The 19,566-nt window shown below is 48.4% G+C and carries 17 protein-coding genes; 5 read left to right on the plus strand and 12 right to left on the minus strand.

Going from position 1 to position 19,566, the window contains the following annotated elements; translation table 11 throughout:
- Window positions 1-162 precede the first annotated feature (162 nt).
- The 9 genes from BM202_RS34950 to BM202_RS34990 form a co-directional block, all read right to left on the minus strand.
- On the minus strand, window positions 163-2,601 hold the full coding sequence (locus tag BM202_RS34950; RefSeq protein ID WP_093834999.1) for an ABC transporter permease: 2,439 nt from the start codon (window positions 2,599-2,601) through the stop codon (window positions 163-165).
- Between the two features lie 453 nt (window positions 2,602-3,054).
- Window positions 3,055-3,498 (minus strand): hypothetical protein, encoded by a 444-nt coding sequence (locus tag BM202_RS34955; RefSeq protein WP_093835001.1) that lies wholly within the window; start codon window positions 3,496-3,498, stop codon window positions 3,055-3,057.
- Window positions 3,499-3,619: 121 nt separating this feature from the next.
- Window positions 3,620-6,598: a T9SS type A sorting domain-containing protein gene (locus BM202_RS34960; RefSeq protein ID WP_093835003.1), complete on the minus strand. Its 2,979-nt coding sequence runs from the start codon at window positions 6,596-6,598 to the stop codon at window positions 3,620-3,622.
- 357 nt (window positions 6,599-6,955) lie between these two features.
- Entirely contained in the window at window positions 6,956-8,101 is a 1,146-nt protein-coding gene (locus BM202_RS34965) for an outer membrane protein assembly factor BamB family protein (protein ID WP_093835005.1), read from the minus strand.
- Window positions 8,102-8,408: 307 nt separating this feature from the next.
- Window positions 8,409-8,867 carry a hypothetical protein gene (locus tag BM202_RS34970; RefSeq protein ID WP_093835007.1) on the minus strand — a complete coding sequence of 153 codons (459 nt, stop codon included), beginning with the start codon at window positions 8,865-8,867 and terminating at the stop codon, window positions 8,409-8,411.
- 479 nt (window positions 8,868-9,346) lie between these two features.
- Complete coding sequence (locus BM202_RS34975; protein ID WP_093835009.1) at window positions 9,347-10,585, minus strand: outer membrane protein assembly factor BamB family protein; 1,239 nt, start codon at window positions 10,583-10,585, stop codon at window positions 9,347-9,349.
- A 41-nt stretch (window positions 10,586-10,626) separates the two neighbouring features.
- Window positions 10,627-11,934: a hypothetical protein gene (locus tag BM202_RS34980; protein ID WP_093835011.1), complete on the minus strand. Its 1,308-nt coding sequence runs from the start codon at window positions 11,932-11,934 to the stop codon at window positions 10,627-10,629.
- The gene (locus tag BM202_RS34985; protein ID WP_245776935.1) at window positions 11,909-12,553 is read right to left on the minus strand and encodes an RNA polymerase sigma factor; all 645 of its coding nucleotides are present in this window, start codon (window positions 12,551-12,553) and stop codon (window positions 11,909-11,911) included. The genes BM202_RS34980 and BM202_RS34985 overlap by 26 nt, the downstream gene beginning before the upstream one ends.
- Before the next feature lie 62 nt (window positions 12,554-12,615).
- Window positions 12,616-13,638 (minus strand): hypothetical protein, encoded by a 1,023-nt coding sequence (locus tag BM202_RS34990; RefSeq protein ID WP_143100871.1) that lies wholly within the window; start codon window positions 13,636-13,638, stop codon window positions 12,616-12,618.
- A gap of 257 nt (window positions 13,639-13,895) precedes the next feature.
- On the opposite strand from BM202_RS34990, the gene BM202_RS37965 reads away from it, so the two are divergent.
- The 4 genes from BM202_RS37965 (at window position 13,896) to BM202_RS35010 (ending at window position 16,080) form a co-directional block, all read left to right on the plus strand.
- Complete coding sequence (locus BM202_RS37965; RefSeq protein WP_093835017.1) at window positions 13,896-14,105, plus strand: hypothetical protein; 210 nt, start codon at window positions 13,896-13,898, stop codon at window positions 14,103-14,105.
- 598 nt (window positions 14,106-14,703) lie between these two features.
- Window positions 14,704-15,390 carry a hypothetical protein gene (locus tag BM202_RS35000; protein ID WP_093835019.1) on the plus strand — a complete coding sequence of 229 codons (687 nt, stop codon included), beginning with the start codon at window positions 14,704-14,706 and terminating at the stop codon, window positions 15,388-15,390.
- A gap of 74 nt (window positions 15,391-15,464) precedes the next feature.
- The gene (locus BM202_RS35005) at window positions 15,465-15,695 is read left to right on the plus strand and encodes a hypothetical protein (protein ID WP_093835021.1); all 231 of its coding nucleotides are present in this window, start codon (window positions 15,465-15,467) and stop codon (window positions 15,693-15,695) included.
- Between the two features lie 19 nt (window positions 15,696-15,714).
- Window positions 15,715-16,080 carry a hypothetical protein gene (locus tag BM202_RS35010; RefSeq protein ID WP_093835023.1) on the plus strand — a complete coding sequence of 122 codons (366 nt, stop codon included), beginning with the start codon at window positions 15,715-15,717 and terminating at the stop codon, window positions 16,078-16,080.
- Between the two features lie 40 nt (window positions 16,081-16,120).
- On the opposite strand, the gene BM202_RS35015 is transcribed toward BM202_RS35010, so the two are convergent.
- On the minus strand, window positions 16,121-16,459 hold the full coding sequence (locus tag BM202_RS35015; protein ID WP_143100872.1) for a hypothetical protein: 339 nt from the start codon (window positions 16,457-16,459) through the stop codon (window positions 16,121-16,123).
- A gap of 125 nt (window positions 16,460-16,584) precedes the next feature.
- Between BM202_RS35015 and BM202_RS35020 the strand changes: the two genes are divergently transcribed.
- On the plus strand, window positions 16,585-17,952 hold the full coding sequence (locus tag BM202_RS35020) for an IS1182 family transposase (RefSeq protein WP_245776936.1): 1,368 nt from the start codon (window positions 16,585-16,587) through the stop codon (window positions 17,950-17,952).
- Window positions 17,953-18,104: 152 nt separating this feature from the next.
- Here the strand turns inward: BM202_RS35020 and BM202_RS35025 are convergent, their stop codons facing one another.
- Together BM202_RS35025 and BM202_RS35030 are read right to left on the minus strand one after the other, a co-directional pair.
- Window positions 18,105-18,692, minus strand: coding sequence for a hypothetical protein (locus tag BM202_RS35025; protein ID WP_093835027.1), 588 nt, complete (start codon window positions 18,690-18,692; stop codon window positions 18,105-18,107).
- Between the two features lie 154 nt (window positions 18,693-18,846).
- Window positions 18,847-19,422: a porin family protein gene (locus BM202_RS35030; RefSeq protein ID WP_093835029.1), complete on the minus strand. Its 576-nt coding sequence runs from the start codon at window positions 19,420-19,422 to the stop codon at window positions 18,847-18,849.
- Between the last annotated feature and the right edge of the window lie 144 nt (window positions 19,423-19,566).

Consider the following 19,566-nt stretch of genomic DNA (forward strand, 5'->3'; position numbering starts at 1 on the left):
ATCAACTACGTCTTTAACATCATGGTGCTCTCACTTAGTCCCCATTTATGAAGCAGACACAGACACATGAAGATTCTATCGCTTTAAGTAGGAGCCTTATTTGAGAATAAGTAAACTCGAGTCTCCTTACTCTCAGACTCTTCGAATGACGGGTTCGTGAGCCTATTCGCTTCGTAATGACTTCGCTGGATTCATTAAAGCCGCTTTAATACTTTGGTAACTCACCGTCAGCAGGGCAATGCCCACCGCCAGCAAACCCGACAGCGCAAACACCCACCCCGAGATGTCGATTCGGTGTGCAAAGTCCTGGAGCCAGCGATTCATAGCATAATACGCAATGGGTGAGGCTATGACAATAGCGATGAGCACCAACTTCAAAAAGTCTTTAGACAGCAGCGCCACGATGCTGCTAATGCTGGCCCCGAGCACTTTGCGTACGCCGATTTCTTTCGTGCGCTGCTCGGCCGTGAAGGTGGCCAGCCCGAACAGACCCAGACAAGCAATGAAAAGGGTGAGTCCGGCAAAGACGCGGTAGAGAAGGCCCAATTGTTGGTCAGCCGCATAGTAGGTATTGAGTTCTTCGTCGTAAAATTTGCCCGAAAAAGCCACTTCGGGATACACACGAGCGTAAATGGCCTTAATCTGCTCGGCAGTCCGGGCTAAGTTGGTAGAGCGTAATTGGACGCTGCCCCCATTAAAGAAATGAGTATCTGGTAGGATCACCATCGGCTGCACACCGCCATCACGGGCCGAATTGGTCTGAAAATCGTTCACCACCCCCACAATCTCGGCAGGCGGTGAGCCGCCTAACCGCAGTTTGCGCCCAATGACCGTAGCCGGGTTTTGGATGTTCAGTTTTTTGAGTAGCGTTTCGTTGACCAGAAACTTGGGAACCGTATCGTTGGTCGCGTAGGAAGCACCAGCCACTAAGCGAATGCCATACGTTTTGCAGTAGTCGCCATCAGCCATTTTCATCGAGACGGGAAAATCCTCGTCCCTGGCCATGTCGGTAAACGCAAAATTGCTCTGAAACTTGGTGCCCGACGAAGGCAGATCGGAGAAGAACGAAACGCTGCTCACCCCTGGAATCCGTAGCAGTTCGTTTCTTAGCGTTGCGTTGCGAGGGCTGTATTCTCGGTCCATGCCGAAATAAAAAATGCCCTCTTTGGCAAAGCCGAGGTCCATCCGGCTCAGAAAATCCATCTGTTGCAAGTTGACGGCCGTGCTGATCAGCAACACGAGCGCTGCGGTAAACTGGGCCACGATCAGCCCCTGCCTTAGCGACAGCCCCCCTTCCGAAGCTACCCGGTTACGGAAGGCCACTAACGGCGAAAAGGACGACAGGACTAACGCCGGATACAAGCCCGCCAGTGCCGTGAGCCCCACCAGCAGGGATAGCAGACCCAAACCCAGATCGGGGCTGAAATAAAGGGCTGGGTCGGTCGGTAGGCCGAACAGCGTCCCGAGCAAGGGCAGGGCTGAGTAGACCAGCCCCGCCCCAATGCCAATGGAAGCCACGACCATCAGCACGGTCTCGATCAGAAACTGGGTCACCAACTGGCTTTTTTGACTACCCAGCACTTTCCGCACGCCGACCTCCTTGGTCCGTTTGGTGGCCAGGGCCAACGCAATATTGACGAAATTGATGCAGGCCATCAGCAGAATCAGCGCCCCGACCGCCACCATGTTCCACAGCCGTTGACGCGGCACGGGACTAATTTTGGGCGAGAAACCGTTAAATCGGTCGTCATGGTGCAGATCGGCCAGTGGGCTAAGGAAGTGCGTTTTTTTGTCGTTATTGGTGCCCTCATCGAAGTGTCGGCGGGAGAATGTGGCTAGCAGCCCATCGGCCTGAGTCACGGGAAAATTGAGCGGCAGCCGCACAAAAAGCTGGTCGTTGCTGCTGGAAGCCCCCCAATCGTCGAACGACGTCACGCCAAACGAGCCCGAGAAATCCCGCCGTTTGGTTTCGTAGGAGATGACCAGATTCAGCGGGAAGCTGGTATTCTTGGGCGGATCGGCCAGCACCCCCACCACCTGCATGGGGAATTTGTTGTTGATGAGCAGATATTGCCCCACGGCTTGTTCTATTCGGCCGAAATACTTGCGGGCGTAGCTTTCGGTTAGCACCACCACGTTGGGGCGAGCCAGCGCAGCGGGCGTTCCAATGCGGAAGGGGAAGTGGAATAGCTGGAAGAACTCCGGCCCGGCCAGAAAACCTTCCCGCTCTTCCAGAAACTTAGTAGCCGTCCTGGTCGCGTTGGGTGTGCGGCCCAGTACTGTCACTTGGGGACGGAGCGTGGCAAAGACGGGGACGATCGTCTCGAACTGGGGAATGTCGGTTCTGAGCGCCGCCGCCATTGGCAACGGATAACCGGGCGTGAAGGCTTCGTTACCGTTGCGAAAGACCGTTTTACGGACCACTCGATAGATGCGGTCGCCATTCGTATGAAAGTTGTCGAAACTAAACTCATAGCGCACGGCCATGAATAGTAGTAGCGCAGCGGCAACGCCCACGCTCAGGCCCAGCACATTTAATAGGGTAAAATGGCGGTGCCGCAGCAGATTCCGCCAAGCGAATTTAAAATAGTTTAGGAACATGAGTCTCAGGCAATCGCTCTTTTTCAACTAGGTGGACAATTATTGTACCAATGCAAAGAATGCCGTACTGGATGCTTACTGGCCCTTTTCTTTATAACCCTTGTCCACAATCGGACAGCTTTTGTCCAATCCCGAACAAGAAATGGGTAACTTTTCGGTGCCTGTGCGTAGTAGACTGTTACTTACCTTTTCATGTAAGTAACAGCGGGTCTTTGGACCTGTTGTCGGTCTTTCTTTTGGCAAGTCGGAAATTCACCTGCTTTTTAGGCTTATGCCTATCGTTTTACCTCCCTAAAAGCTATCTCGTAAAGCGCCCCAATTACGTAGCCGATACATGCGAAACCTTTCGTCTCATGCAGGAGCCTTTTGTGAGAATTTACCTTTTTGAATACGAGTCAGATATTTTAATAACTGTCAAACTAAATTAGTAGCATACGGTAGGCTTATGTGCGTTTATTGAAAGTCTTCTATACGATCAATGCTTATTGCATAAGTAGGTCTAGGAATGATCCCTATTATGTTATTCATTTTATAAATAATGCCCCAGACCCTGTAACGATAGAGGCGCGTTGAATCGATTAATCGTACCTGATTACCTACTGCTGTATAATTATTGAATAATTTCTTTTTACGCACCATGTCCTCTAGCACTGGACAAAGTAAAACCGAATGTGATTCATAGCCATTAGTTACGCTGATTGGCTCCATTAAGGAAAACCCCGATCCTCCATACTCTGCCCTTGCACCATCCACCCGTTTGACAAACTCAGGCCCTCCACCCTGCCAGCAGCAGTTTCCACCTTCACAGGGTGGTAATGAGTCTTTATGACAGCCTAAACCCATTGCCATGCTTGTAAGGGCAACTAAGCACAAAACCATTATTTTGTTTATTTTCATAATTTATTAAACAGCTACAATTTTTTGTAATTGAAAGTCAATGTTTTATGAAAGTCAAATACTCAAAACTTATAGCCTATATTATGCAGCTAGTGTTAAGCTATTTCAGTGTAAACTACATTCATAACCCAACAAGAATTCGCTTTGAAACGTCAAAATTGGCCGCTTGTACACGGACGAGGTAAGATCCAGAAGACAAGCCCGTTAACACGATCTGTTTGCGCTCGTCGAATAAAGGAACGGTAGTCGAGAAAACCTGTTGACCAGTGACGGTGAAAATTGTTACCCTAGCGTTAACTAAATTTTCCTGCGTTTCGAGCGTAACCGTTCTGTCCGGATTCGGATTGGGATAGATGCTGAGCCCTTTAGTACTTAAGTCGATCGTATACGAAAACGGGGCCGACGGAGGCGAGTAGCAGGTTAGTATGGGCGAATAAATCGTGGACGAGCGGGCGGTATAAAGTCCCGTTTGATTGGCTTTGATAATGGCCGATTGTGCCGCCAGGGAATCCGTTCCCCGATACCACCGAAACTGAGTCCCATTGGCGGTACTAATGGCTTCGAGCGTATACGTACCAATCATGTTAATCGTTGGCGGAGCAGGCAATGGCCTTAATTCAACCGTTGTGTTACCCGCCTGGGGGGATATACACCCGTTCACGTCCCGTACCCTAGCTGAATACGTACCAGCCGTACCCGTCGTAATGCGTTGGGTTGAGTCGCCGGTGCTCCAGAAGACACTATAAGGGCCATCAACGCGTAAAGTAACCTTATCATCTTGGCAAATAATGCGGTCAGGACTGGCCAGTATGGTAGGCGTTGCCGGCAATGGATTGACCTTGACGGCGAAAAGGGTTGAAATAGGGGATAAACAGCCAATCTGGTCGCGGGCCTGGGCGGCGTAATTACCGGATGAGGTAACCACGATGTCTTTCGTGGTTTGGCCACTGGTCCAAAGGATATCGAGCGGACTGCTTGCCCTTAAGGTAACCCGATTGCCATCGCAAAACGTTGTTGATCCACCGGCCGAAACAGCAGGCGATTGGGGCAAAGGATTCACCTGGATGGCTACTGGATCTGATTGCGCTGAGGAACAGCCAAACTGGTTACGCGTTCGGACCGCAAAATTACCCGATTCAGTCAGGGTAATACGCTGCGTCGTTTGGCCGCTGGTCCATTGGTAGGCTTCGTTTTGGGGAGCGGTCAGGGTAATGTTTCGATCGGCACAGAAGGTAGTGGGGCCACTGGTCGCAATAACCGGTTTAACCGGCACCGGGTTGGCTGTTACCGCAATGGTATTCGATGGGGCCGATGTACAGCCAAACTGATCCGTAACGGTCAGAAAATAAGCGCCTGAGGCACCAACCGTTACCACTTTATTCTGCTGACCATCACTCCAGGTATATCGGTCGATGTCAGTACTGGTGCGCAAAACGGTGTTATCGCCCTGGCAAAATGTGGTAGGCTTGTCGTTGACAATGGCGGGCGTTGCGGGCAATGGCTTCAGGGTGGCAGTCAGCGTATTGGACGTAAACTCACAGCCGCTTACATCCCGGTATCGAACAAAATAAGCCCCTTCAGTGCCAGTCGCAAAGGAACGGGAGCTGGAGACGGTTGAATTGGTCTGCTGATTGATCCAGGTAACGTTATCGTAATTAGTGGTTAACGAGAGGTTGCTGCCAAAGCAAATAGAGGGCGGTCCATTGCCAACTACGGCCGCGACGGGTGCCTCAGAAACCCGAATCTGGGGGGAGAAAAATGTGTTCCCGAGGGCATCTTTAATTTTGGCGCTGTAGGTACCGGCTCCTTTGGTGATCGTACTGCCTGATTCACCCGACGCCCACTGTACCGTTGGGAAATTACCATTGACCGTCAAGCGTAGCGTGTTGTTGGCGGCACACGCCACAGAAACCGTTGGTGGCAAAGCAGGCCCGATTGGCGTTGAGCTTTGGAAAAATGATTCATCTAAACTAGTACTCCAAGCGTTGGCGACCTCAACCAGCCCATTAAAGTCAAAGTGTACGCCATCTAGTAGTTGATCACTCAGGGGAGGACGATTTCGGGGGATCTGAATCCCATCCGTATTGGGGCCCGTAAACACGTTAGGCGTGGCGCTGATTACTTGGTTTTGAGCCGAAATAACGGCCGCATCAGGACCACCATAATAATCCGAGTACGTAGCTCTGGCAACCACCCAGGACATGTTCCGATTAAAGTCCTGACGGGCCTGTCGGATCGTAAATTGCAGGTCATTCACGTAGTCCTGCGTGGGTGTGTTGGTAAAATTATCAGCCTCGCCCTGGTGCCATAGAACGGCTCGAACGCCCAGCATATTCGCGTAAAATTGCAGGGCCACTTTCAGATTAATGTAGGGTTGTCGCGGGGCGTACGGCACGCCTATATACACGCTATAGGCGGTGCCGCCTTCCGGCGCACTCTCCCGCCAGTTTCGAACGGCCGTGCCCTCAAAAGCGGCATTGAAGAACATAATGGGTACCCTGAGTCGTTTGACCAGCATATCGCCTAACTGACCCCAGCACCAGCTACCGACTCCGCGCGGCGCCATGGTGAATCCGGCCGAGTTATCGAGTTGGGTAAAAACGGGCTTTGGCGGGTCGTTAGGAAAACCTTCGGTATAGTTGCTATTGACGCAATTTACCAAGTCGTTGCGTGGATTGGGGGCAATCTGGTGAACGCCCCGGGCATTGGATTGGCCGGCCACAATAAATACCTCACCAATACCCACCCGTTCAACCGTCGTGGTATTCCCAACGGGCTGGCTTCCATTGAGCGCTCGCACTTCCAGATTATACCAGCCGCCGGTACCGGTTATATCACCCGTATATACCCCACCGGCTGGATTATCTTGTAGGGTAAGCCAATCCGTGGTGGTTCCCAAACCGTCACGCGCTACCAGGCGGCCTTCGATTCGGGTGATCGAGGTGGTATAGTAACCCGAGACGCGTACTGTAGCTTGATTGGCATTACTCCGCTGAAATACGGCTCTACTGCTGGGAAAGGTAACTTGAATTTGAGCCGTTGACCAGAAGGAAATCAGTACTAAAAAGGCTGTACTACAAATACGCCAGAAATACTTCATAAAAATTTACTAATCAATGGTAGTTTGCTAATGCGCCAACCTGATCGGATTGTCAACGCACTATGTTACGGTCAGGTGAAGACTGATAACTCCTATTAAGTGATCAAGCAAATTTATCAATAATACGTTAGTAAGTAAGCTGCCAGATAAACGCAACAGTATCGTTAACGTATGCGGAACTTAGCTTTAAAACAACTTAGTCGCTTAGCTTACAGCAAGAACATAAAAACGATCCAGCCATAAAGCGTGTTGCCTTGAAATCGCTCGATTGACGAGTGCTTCCCTAACTACTGGCGCTAACGCACGGTATTCGACGTATTACTGGTTCAGTCGATTTCAAGAAACGAGCCTCGCTCCTCAGAAAAAAACGCCTTGCTGGGTGACCACACAAGGGGATGTAGTTATATCGCCACTGGTCGGGAAAGACCACTTAATCTGGCCACTAGTCCCATCCAGGGCATAAAACGTATGATCCCGCCCAGCCGCATACACTAAGCCATCGACGGCGATGGCCCGGGTAGCCCGACTGTTAAACCCACCAGGCCAGGCCCAGCTATCCCCTTTCTTCTGGCCGGTTGTCGCATCTAAGGCGTAAAGCTGAGCCTCCGGGGAGTCCAATAGGGAATAGGCCCCATATACAATCCCATTGGTAAGGGTGCGTGCGCCGGTGTTGCCACTGATGGCGGGCTTAAAGCGCCATTGTTGAGCGCCCGTACTGACATCCAGGGCGAAAACTTCTTGCCAACTGTTTACGTACAGCGTTCGGCCTACTAAGTTAACGTAGACCAACCAGCCTCCCAAGGTAGATTCCCACTTGGGCTGGCCACTCAATGCATCCCGGGCGTAGAGCTTCCCATCATAGCCGCCCACAAACAGAGTCCCTTCGGCCACCAGGGGCGCCCCATAGATGCCGCCCCCAAAGGTCAATGTTTGTTGAGTACCCCCCGTTTGGGCATCCAGTACGTACACCTTATCGCCACTACCGATATACACCTTCTGGTCGGTAGCTGTCGGTACCCCGTACCCAATGGGATTGCCATTAATGTCGACCCCGGGTGCCGCTACGGCCCATTTTTTGGCCCCGGTTAGGGCATCCAGCGCGTATAATTTACGGCCGAAATTGCCCACAAAGTACACCTGGCCCCCACGACTAATCAGCGTTGAGGGCGCATTGGCCCCGGTGTCTTCGGTGGTAAAGGTCCACTTTTTCTGTCCCGTCTGGCGGTCAAAGGCATATAGCTGGTGATCACTCAGGGCATACACCATGCCCTGATTAACGGCGGGGGAGGAGGTAATTATCTCGGGGGTTGTGGCTTGCCATTGCGGGCTTCCGGTCAAGGCGTTGAGCGCATAGAATTTACGATCCTGATCCCCCACAAAAACGGTGGCGTTCTGGATGGGCTGGTCGGGTGGGGTCAGCGTTATCCGTTCGGAACAGGCACCAGCCACCAGGCTGATGGCGGCTATGAGGACAAAGCGGAAAGCGGTACGATTGATAAGCATGGGGATCAGCGTTAGGTAAGGAGAATATAGACGAATTAGTTGTCCAGTACATGACACGAAAAACAGGTTCTTTTGTTGCCTAATCTATATGACTGCGGTTGGTATGTCCCAGCCGCTACGGCGTAGTGAGGGAACCGCGCATCACCACCGAGCGGTTACAAACGTCTAAACCGACCCATTTTTTAGCCGCTCGGCTACGGTTTTCTACCTCACATTAGCGTCGTTGCCCGTCGACGGCGGCAACTCGATTGGTTGCTGATTTGCATTGAAACTTAGGGAGCTTATCAAACGGCAGACCAAGCTTACGTCAACCACGTTTCCCTTTGAACTGGGTAATATCCCCCTCGTAGGATCCAACGAATTGCTGCTCTATTTCGGTAGGACTGATGGTGCCCGTGGCTTGGCTGGGGCTGGATAGGCTAGAGGTAATAACAAGAAGGGTAAACTGCTTAGGATCGGCTGGGCTCGGCTTTAACCCATACTTACCCGATAATCGATAACTGTAATGTGACGCCTTAAATTCGACGGTAGTCCGGATAAAAATGGTAACCGAATCAACCTTACTAACCTCAAATTCGCCGGTTGTTTCCCCTTGGGGCAGGTCCATCGAACGGCCAGCATCTCGCAAAAAGGTTACCGGGTATTTACCCACCAGGCCGACGGTGTAATCGATTGGTTTGGCCGGGATTACGGCATCGTCACGATCAGACGAGGCGCAGGCCATTACCAGACCCGTAAGCAGGAAGGCGATGAATGATTTTATCATGTTTTTGTCACTTATTTATATAAAATACCAAAGTTTTGGCTTTTCTCATGTCTACTGAAAAGCGCTGGAAATGTCCTTAGAAGAAAAGTCAGACCGATTATGTGTGCGTGCTGGCATCCTGTATTTGGTTTACCTGAAATGAGCGGCTTTCAGGATAGGTGTTGATACACACAGCATTCGGCTTCCTATGTTGCCTACGCAACCGATCTAACTAGTTAAAAGCATCGGATGGGGGTAGGCTCCTCGAGTTAAGGCGGCTTATCTATGGATCTTAAACGCATCGGTCAAGGTAGTCTGGGTAAGCAGGTACAGTTAAAAAAAGCTTCTCCGTAAGTTACGTATAGTCGTTGCCGGTTATTAAAATAAGCCGTCCAATTAACGAGCAGATACTTGACGGGGCTGCCGTCTCGTATATAAGCGTTTTATGGTACACTTAATTTTACTATCTGTCCAATGCCATCAGTTGCCTACGATGGCACCTAAAAATCCAGCTCGCTATGATTAAATACAGCAAAATTCTGGATCGTTTTCGCGGGCGAGTCCCGCATAAAAAAACGTTCCCATACCTGCTCGCCCGTGGCGGGGTTGAGCCCCAGCAACTGGTGCCCGGTCTGCATCATATAAATCATAGTCGACTTGGCCTGAATATCAGGAGCTCCGTATTGTACCGTTTTCCACTTTAGCGCACCGGTGTCCAGATCGATCGCGTAGACACGGCGCGTCTGGCTCATCGTATACAACGTATTGTTGACGAGTTGCAACGAAATAAAGCCTCCGCTGGTATTGTCACTAAATGACCATTTTACCGTGCCCGTGGTCGCGTCCCGGGCTTGAATCAGATTCCTGTCCTCAACTTTTGTGAGCACCAGTCCGTTACCGATGGCCAGATCTTTGAGCGGATTACCCAGTTGCGTACGCCATTTTACGGCGCCCGTCTGGGCATCGGCAACCACGACTTCCCAGGCGTCCAGAGGCTTAAAGAAAAGATTGGCCGTAAACGGTGGAATAATACCGCCTATCGCGTATTCCTGGATCTTAGACCCACTTTTCAGGTCAATCACGTACGATTTATGGGTATCCCCAATGTAGACCCTGCCGTTGTCAATCGTTGCTGTCGGGTTATCGCTGTCCACCTTGAAGGTCCATAAAACGGTCCCGGATTCGGTGTTGATGGCCAGTAGTTTTCTGTCAAAATGCAATGGCAGACCACTTGTCTGAACGGATTCCAGGATGGCCACACCCTGGTTAACGCCCAACCAATAATAATACCGGGCATAGGTGCATGAGTAGTCGTTATTAGCACAGGGAAGCTGAAACCCTGGACTAATTTTCAACGCCGTTGCTGGCATTGCCTGGCCCGTGACCGCATTAATTGACCCTAATTGATTGACCGCTGGTTGACTGGCAAATAAAGCGGTTGTGTCGCCCCAGTTTTTAAGGCCGATCAGGTCCGGTTTGGCATAATAGAAAATCTTTTTGTCCGCTATTGTGTACCGGCCAAGCTGGGATGGAGCCGAGCTGTAGGTTAAATCGTACCGTAACGGCAAGCTCCAGGTCAGTTGTCCCGTTTGGCCGTGTAGTGCATTGATGGTAAAGTCGTTGGCCTGCACTAAGATGAGTGTTTCCGTTGCCGAAGCGGTTTCGGGCGTTGTCTGATCGGGGCGCTCACAAGCGTACCCCAGAAGAGCCAGTAAAATAATCCCTATGGGCTTGTTCATAATCCAGTTAGTAGTCTATCTCTTGGTAGCGGCAGGCTTGCTTATTTCCCCGCGTAATGGATGCCGATGGTGACGCCTACGCGGTACGATCTGGATTGCCATACCTCGGGCAGAAGGGTGCGCTTGGTTAAGTCGAATTCGGCGTACGGGCCAATTGACAATCTAGTCTTATCCAGAAGCATTACGTCTTTTGTTAAACTTAGTGTGGTCAGCGCCATGGATTTGCCCGTGGGCAGTGCCCATCCATACTCCAGGCCTACGCCCCCCGTATAGAGGGCGTGATCGAGCCGAAAGGTCTTTTTCTTACGAATGCCCACACTAAGCCACTGGAGGTTATCTTTTAGGGTAAGTGGCGTGGTCGACTGGGTAACCTCGAAGGGATCATGGGCCACCGTGGGTAAGGTAAACTCGTCCAGTGCCCGCCGGTACGACAGGGTGGTTGACGAAAGAGTGTAGTTTAGCAGGAATTGAACGTTGTTTCTTTCAAAGCCTGCACTCACTTTGACGCCTTTTGACTGCCAGGAAAAGGCCGACCCGAAGCGAACATCCGAAATCGTATAATCCGGTGTAGACCGAAGGGTAACGAGTTGAAACGTTTGCAGGGGCGTCACGGAGAAGAACCAGATTGACCTTCGTGGCTGGCCTGACGACTTTACCGATAACGGGCTACTGACAGGCACCGTCAACGTGAGGGAGGATACGTCCAGTAGTCGAAAGGGAAGTGGGTTCACCGATGCGATGACGGGTACAGCCGTAGTCGCCACCGACTCGAAGGCGGTAAGCGCATCGCTACTGTTGTTTGTTGTTTGCTCAATCCGTTCGAGTGGCGGTGCTGGTTTAAGCCAATAGGTAGACTGACTTGTCCGCGGTTGGCTAACGCCGGCCGGTAAGATTCGGCCGGTTAGGGGGCGTTCGCTTTGCCGGGGAAGAGCCGTCGCTTTCCGACTAAATGACGTTTTGCGGCTAACTGACGAAGAGTCTACCACTCGGTTGACATACCGGCTACCATCCGCATTTTCGACCGTCAACCCGGACGATTCCTTTGGCAGGGGAGCCGTAACGGCTTCGTCTATCCCTTGGCTCTTTAGCGTTGATTTAATGAACCGTCTTTCCTGCGATGGTGCCCCGGAGGCGGTGTCAACCTGATGATTCGTCCGTAGCTCCAGGAAGAAACCCATCAAAATTAGTAAGACCGTCGAGATAGACCAATCAATAATTGCCCTTCTGGACGGTAACGCACTAAAGATGCGGTCGGTCAGTGATTGGGGCACCTCCGACTCGAAAGCGTCAAAGCGCTCCCCGAGCGCTTTCCGCATTGGGTCATCAGGATCTTTTTCTGGACCGTTCATATTCTACCCCTCCGTGTTGTTGTATTCGTTTGATTAATAAGTCTTTCCCGCGACTTAGCTGTGATTTAGAGGTCGATTCGGTGATCGACAGCATCTGTGAAATTTCGGCATGCGTATACCCGTCAATCAAATACAAATTGATGATTGTTCGGTACCCATCCGGTAGCTCGCGAATAATCGTTAACAGCACCTCCAGGTCCATCCGGCTGATGATGTCGGGGCCGTCGGTTGTTTCCAGGTTTAATTCCTCTTCCGTAATGACTGTATAGACCTGCTCTTTTTTAGTGGTCAGCGAGTAATACGTAAGGGCCGTTCGAATGATGGTTTTCTTCACCCATTGGTCGGCTAGTTCTGGCTCCCGTAATTCATCGATGTGCTTAAATATTTTGATAAACGCTTCCTGAAAAATGTCTTCGGCTTCGGAAACGGTTCGCGTGTAGCGTTGGCAGATGCCTAACATCTTTCGTTTATAGCGCTCATAAAAAATATGTTGCGCAGCGCGGTCCTGCTGTTGACAAGACGCTACCAGGTCCGTTAGATTGTCATATTTTCTTTTTTTGAAAAACATAAATAAGGCTATTCCAACGGTGATGTTTTCGGCACAAAGTGGGGTTGACAAGAGTAGGCGGTTACACCGATTGGGTCACCAGGGAGAGTCGTCGGGTAGCCATCCGGTATACTTCATTGATAAACCTGGGCCCCGAAAATGCGGTACATAAACGTACCACTGGCATCGAAAACAAAGCCGTTCACCTCTTTAACGGGCACGATACTACTGACAAACACGGGCTGGTTCTCATCATAAAAGAGGGCCCTATTGCTAAAAAAATTGGGTGTTTCATAGCCGATCCAGTCCGTGGAATCCATTACGTAATAGCAGCTTGCTCCGTTTTGACTAAAATGCTGAATGAAGTAATCAGTTATGCCAACTGATTCAATCTTGTTTTTAATATACTGCTGCATAGCCACCGGATAAGCGGCCAGATCAGGGTTCATTGTATAGTTGGCCATTGCCATATCGGAGTAGAGGGAAAAAAGTGGATCGCCCGATTCGTTGAAGAGAGCGACGGTCGAATAGGGGGCGTCTGACCCGACGTCCCGGTACATCTTTTTACCGGTCCCGTCCACATACACTTTTACCCGGCCTACTTTCTTATAAACAGCCGTGCTTTGGTAAAATTTGATGAGTTTATCGGGTAGAACAGACGTGTCATCAACGACATACTCCACGCTCGATCGGGAATACATAAATACCGTATAGGCCATATTCCGGCGTTGCCGAACCCACTTTACGGTATAGTCTTCCCCATGCCACTGATAGTCGGCCATGAGTTGAGAATTGCTGTCGATCGGCGTCGGATCAACGACTCTAAAATTACGAAAAGCTCCCCCCTTAATCGAAAGCTGATTGATAACCTGTAGAAGCGAGTCCGGAATGTCGCCATTAACCATCCTGGCGTTTGACAGGAAGCTTACTTTACTAACGACCGATTGATGAGCGTCAGCCTTATTGGTAAAATTAACTTGCCAAATTTTTTGGTCAGTCAACGTCTTGAAAACGAGGGTAGCGGCTTCGGGATATTTCGTTTTAACCACTTGAATAGCCTCTTTAGGCAGGCTATCGGATTGTGGACTTAGGTCAGCAACCCGGTTACAGCCGAATAAGAGCCCCGTTAACATGACAAACCAGAATCGTCTTTGCATGGTCAGTGTTCCCTGGCTTTTAATCAATACCATCCGGGTTCATTAGTATTGACCATTAATTGGCAAAAAAGGCTGCATGAGCGAGGAAATTAAGTTCATAACTAGTTTACCCGAAAGGTTCCCTGATGAACACTGCCACTAACTTATGGCAGGATAACGCGCAGCCTGCTGCTAGCCTTATTGCCTGCCAACTGGTTGCTTAAAAGACTTACTAACTCTTGTTCACCGCGCTTGATTGGATCCGCTAGCAAACACGAATGAAATTAGGGTTAGGATACGATCTGTCTGGTTCGAGAGCATATTACACCAGAAAAAGAGAACAACTCATACCATTTGGGAAAGGTGCGAACGGTCAGCAGTCAGGGGGCCCGTCCAAATTGACAAAGGCCTTGGTTACCATTGCGGCTGAAGAAAAGACCCCCTTACGTTTCCTGGCAGGTGCTGATGCAGTGGCCACCGCTGAATAGGTGATCGCAACGCTCCAGCAGCAGATTGACACGTATAAAGCGTTGTCAATCTGCTTAGCCCACGATGAGACTTAGCGCAAGCCATCAATGAGTAAACGATGAAAAGTAGCCCCCTGACGATAGCTATCGATTAGGGGCGGCTACTTTCATTTGAAGGAATGTCTCAAATAATACCCATTTCCTGGAGCAGATATATGAAGATTGAGTTGTCTCAGGAAGGAGCGTTGTCTGAGAATTCGAAATTTTACTAGCTGACCAACTATTTCCTGAAAAGATTAACTCATTTGTCATAGTATAGCTATGAAGGGGCGGTTCTATGCACATCCTTTCAACAAATTGGATGCTTTAGAAATGGTACTTTTCTTAGTCAAGTTGCATAAGGTACGTTATGTTAAGAAACTATTCCAAGATTGGCCCCTCTATACGAGCAGCAAAAACAGGCCGAATTGTACGTTGGAAAGGGAAGGTGAAAGCGTAGTATTATGTTAATGGAATATCCCTAGATTGAGACTGCCAACTACGAGTAAAGTACCCCTTAAAACAGCTTCTAAGTTATCGTACCGTCAGATATGTTATAGTCCTTATTTTGCTGTTTGCTATGAAAGTTTTATTTCTTCGAGCCGTTTTTTCTTTCCAACTCGTATCGCTTGTGGTAAACATAAATTTAGCTCAGGATGCAAATCAAGCAGCTGATAGGGTACTTGAAGATTGTTTTTCCGGCTTCGGTATTCATGCCAGTATTGGAATTTCTAAGTTTTCAACCCACTCCACCGTAAACCTCAAAAACGCGGTATTATTGCCGAGTATTGGGGTTCATAGTAGATGGTTTTTAGCCCAACAATGGGCATTAAATGGTAGTCTGGATTATTTGAGTCTAGGTGCTGGAAATAAAGTAACCGATCTAGAAGAAACGGAACGTTTAAGAGGCTTACAGCTAAATAGCAGCGCTGAATACTTTCTAAGCCGGGACCCAACAAGACTAGTCGTTTCGGTTAAAGGGGGACTATTTGTAGGGCGTATACTAGAACCAATCTTATTCTATCACAATATTCAGTCTAACCAGTCGGGACAAAGTCGCCCAATTGACACATTTGTAAACTGGAATAGCGGAGTTATTCTGGGTGTTGCTGTGTCAAGGAAAATTGTTCGCTCGCATGTGTTATCTATGGCTTTTCAAAATGATATTGGCCTTACAAATACTTACGCTTCAACTGTACCTGAAGGAGCAAGGGCTTTGACCAGAGCCTATCATTTATCCTTTTCTTATACATTCAATAAGCATTAGTTGAACATATAACAATAAATTAGTTCACTGATATAATTTCCAAGTTATCATAAAGCAAATTATACAACTGAAAAATGCGATATATAGAGTTTTATGGTTGGCAATATGGTTACCGCAAAATATCCTCAACCAAGCTATTCGCAGAGCATTTTGGAATGGGGCTAAAGGATGCTCATGATAGAACACATATCCTTTTGGACGAGCAATCGTTTGTACTTCCGGTTGAAAGTCTTGAAAAAGCTACTGAGGTAATTAATCAATTTACTGCAATTGGGGCCCTTTGCCGATTGGTTGACCTAGCTTAATATATTATACAACAGAGAAATGGCCTTTATTGTAGACAAGACTGCCGAGTTGATCTTTTTACAAAAAGCCTTAAGCTTTATTAAATTTCAAAGTGAAGACTACGAAGCTCGCTATTTGGCGGTATCACCTTACTCTGGTGATTTGCTCAAACGGGTTACTACTGAACTGAATGACTATTACAAGGGTATTCGTTCAGACTATCAACCCCAATTCGGTCGTATCGAGGCGGTCCCCCACTACCTAGCAGGTCTAAGAACCCACCTGTCTCATATTGATAATTGGAGTACCTTGACAGAAGATGTACAAAAGGCCGTTATCTTGGATTTGGCAGCTCCTTTTACCATCGATCAACAGACCATTGATCAATTATTGCAGGGCGCTTAATTAACATAATTGCACTTATACAACAAAAAAGAAGGCTGTTTTACTGGTAAATTTTGCCTTGACAATCGTAGGGAAAGGCTAACGTAGTATCCTTCTTATGAACATAAATTATCAACTCATCCTTCCGTTTGGTGACTATACCACCCACTTCGATATATTTATCATATTGGATGTTCCACCCTCCACCTTGGTCACTATAGTTGTCTTCTTTACCTGTGTAGCTATTTTTTCCTTTAAGGGTTAGATATCGACCGTTTGACTTTTGCTGCTCAACAATTATTGAGCATTGTTGTGGTTTATAAAAGGCTGCTCCATTTTGGCAACCGTCAGAACAACTTACAGCTAAGAACAAACCAGTAACCACTATAATTTTCATCATTGATGTAACTTTTCTAATTTGCCCAAAGTAAAAGCTCACTACAGTATTATTCCCTATTTCACATAACATAAAATTAGTGGCTGTTGCAAAAGTAACTCATTGAGAGTTTGGTAGTTTAACAGCTTATGTTAGGCTATCATCCCTCCAACACCTCGCTGATCAAACTGGTGCCGACGCAGCACTTCTACCAGCAACTGCTGGAGGCCGTTGACTTTAGCTTTATCAGACCCTTCTTTGAACCTTTTTATAGCACGATCGGGCGACCATCGATTGATCCGCTGGTGTTTATTAAACTGCTCTTAGTGAAGCATTTTGAAAACATTACCTCCGACCGAAAACTACTCGAATTAGCCAACCTGCATCTGGGTATCCGTTCCTTTTTGGGGTATGGGCTTGAGCACCCATTACCTTGGCATAGTAGCCTCACGCGCACTCGCCAACGCATTCCAGTTTCTGTTTTTGAAGCCTGCTTTACTCAAGTCGTGGGTTTATGCATCCAAAAAGGACTCGTTAGCGGACACACTCAAGTCATTGATTCAGCCTACATTAAAGCCAATGCGTCGATGAGTCGGCTGAAGCCCAAACCCTCGATCTGGTCTTCGGAGACAATACCCACATTAGGCAAACGAACTGCCCCCCGACTAACAGCCTCTGTGGATCGCTTGCAGCACATTCACCGCTTTCAGGCTAATATCAAGAAGGCCACTCCGAACAAATCCGGCCAACTCCTGAGCAATCTCACTCACTATAGCCCCACTGATCCCGATGCCCGCATTGCCTTCAAAACGGGCAAATCACGCCAATTAGCCTATATGACTAGTGTGAGTGTGGACCCATCTCAGCATGTTATTACTCATATACAGGCAGGTTCTGCTGACCGGCGCGATAGTCGCAACCTGCTGCCCATTGTCGACTCGACTCAGGGACGCTTGAATCATTTTGGTGTGGTGATGAGTAATGTGGTGGCCGATGCAGGCTACTGCTCAGGCGAGAACTATGAGCAATTGGAAGCCCGAGGACTAGATGGCTTCATTCCACCCCATGGCAAATACAAGGACGAGCGGTCTGGTTTTCACTACGATATACCGAGTGATAGTTATACCTGTAGTCAGGGGAAACGCTTGGGGTTTGATCGACTAGTAGTCGACAAGCAGGACAATGCCAAAAAGCGCTATGCGGCTAAAGCCTCTGATTGCAAGAACTGTCCCATCGGTGAGCAATGTAAAGGCAAGAAAGCCAGTGCGAAGCGGTTGCACCATAGCTACTATAAAGCCCAATATGAGCGCATGGAAAAGCGGTTATCGAGTCGATTTGGCAAGCGCATGATGCGTATAAGATCGGCGACGGTCGAGCCGGTTTTGGGGAGTTTGATCAACTATTATGGGCTGCGCCAAATCAATACCCGGCGTCGGGAATCGGCCGCTAAAGTAATGTACATGGCGGCCATAGCGTACAACTTGAAGAAGTACCTGCGCTTTACGCCCGTCGAATAAGGCGGAATGGTCATCGCCCTACCACTACCTGATCAGTTTTATTATATACTGATCTACTTTTGCAACAGCCACATTAGTTATACAACTACCCTACAGAAAGTTCAATATTTGGCCCTTAGCCAATAGGAATAGTCAGTAGATTTTAGTTCGATCTAGTCAGGCAAGCGAGCATAGTGATAAAAGTTGGGCCCTAGCGCTTCAAATAGTTTATACTGTGAGCGATTTACCATATCATCTTCCACATACAGTATGCCTTCTTCGCTGTACCGCCAGGAGGTTGGCTTCCAACGGTAGGCTATTACTTTATACGTAATTTCTATGGACTCTACGTTAGTCGTCTTCATCGCCTTTGTGATTTGATAAACCGTTGTACTATCCAGGTGCTGAGGGGCCAACAACGAGTCCAGGGATGAAAACTTATGCCAATTTGCTAGCTTATACGATTCGTCGATACCTTGTACTCGTACTTGGCCCCTACCGAACGTTCGATTAGCCAAGTTAACGGCTAGCTTATCAATGACTATATACTCGTTGCGGGGTAGAACCACAATATCCCTCGTATTATCGAGCTGATGGACGAGCTGGTGGAGATGTTGGAACGGTTGGCTATTAACGAGCTCTTGGCTATCAATCTCTGGCCCGTCGGTTGATTGAAGGAAGAAGAAAAAGAGAAAGGGTATACTAATCAAGCAGAGCAGAGCAATGCCCACTGCTTTTAGAGCGACAACTACTGTTTTCAAAAGGGTATGGTTAAGATAAAGTGCAAAATGACGATAACCTTCGCATTCATCGCATTTTGTACTTATTGAAGGGCGGTTTTATAACTACGATTATGTTATGAAAATATTCACGTATCGTAGCGATATTAGTCTTATCACTAAAAGGGGAATAGCTCTATTTTAATAGAAAATTGATACCAATACTCCCCTGCCATCTTCGATAGGATATATTTCTGTTAAGATCCGTCCAAGCTCGTTCCCCAAGCCCTTCTAAAGCCCAACGCTTAGCTATTCGGAAGTGGATACCCAATCCAGCTGATTTTTGCCAAGCCTTATATCGCTCGTAAGAGTAAGAGCTTATTGGCAAATACTGCATGGCGTCCGTAAGTGCCTGACCAGAGAATTTACTTTGCCCCAAGCTTGCTCCTAGCTGACCAAACAAAGCCAGCCGCCTGTCTCGAACGAAATAGTAGCGGCTAGATAGACCAATGCCAGTATACCGAGAAAAATTGCCATTTACATTATGACGGCCCTCTATAGCAATTGACCAGCCATCTTTGAGAAAATATTGGATATGAGGAGCTAAATACTTAGTGTCTCCACTAGAAATAGGCCCAAAAGCGCCACCGATATTGATACCTGCGTTTAGATGACCTTGGTCTAATAATTCACTCTGTTTTTGATCACTTGGCGACTGAGAAAACCCTAAAAAGGGCACTAAGAAACCTGTTAATAGTAAAAGCCTTTTCATAATCGTATGTTGTTTTGTTGGTAGCAAGTTAGTGCTAGAAAAACAAGGTCTGGACTTGCAACAGTACACTGGAGATTTTTTTAGGCAGCCATTGGAGCGGTGTAAAAATAGGACTCTTGTTGCGCCGGGGTCTGGTAATGCAGG

This window comes from Spirosoma endophyticum, from assembly GCF_900112365.1.
GTDB lineage: Bacteria > Bacteroidota > Bacteroidia > Cytophagales > Spirosomataceae > Spirosoma > Spirosoma endophyticum.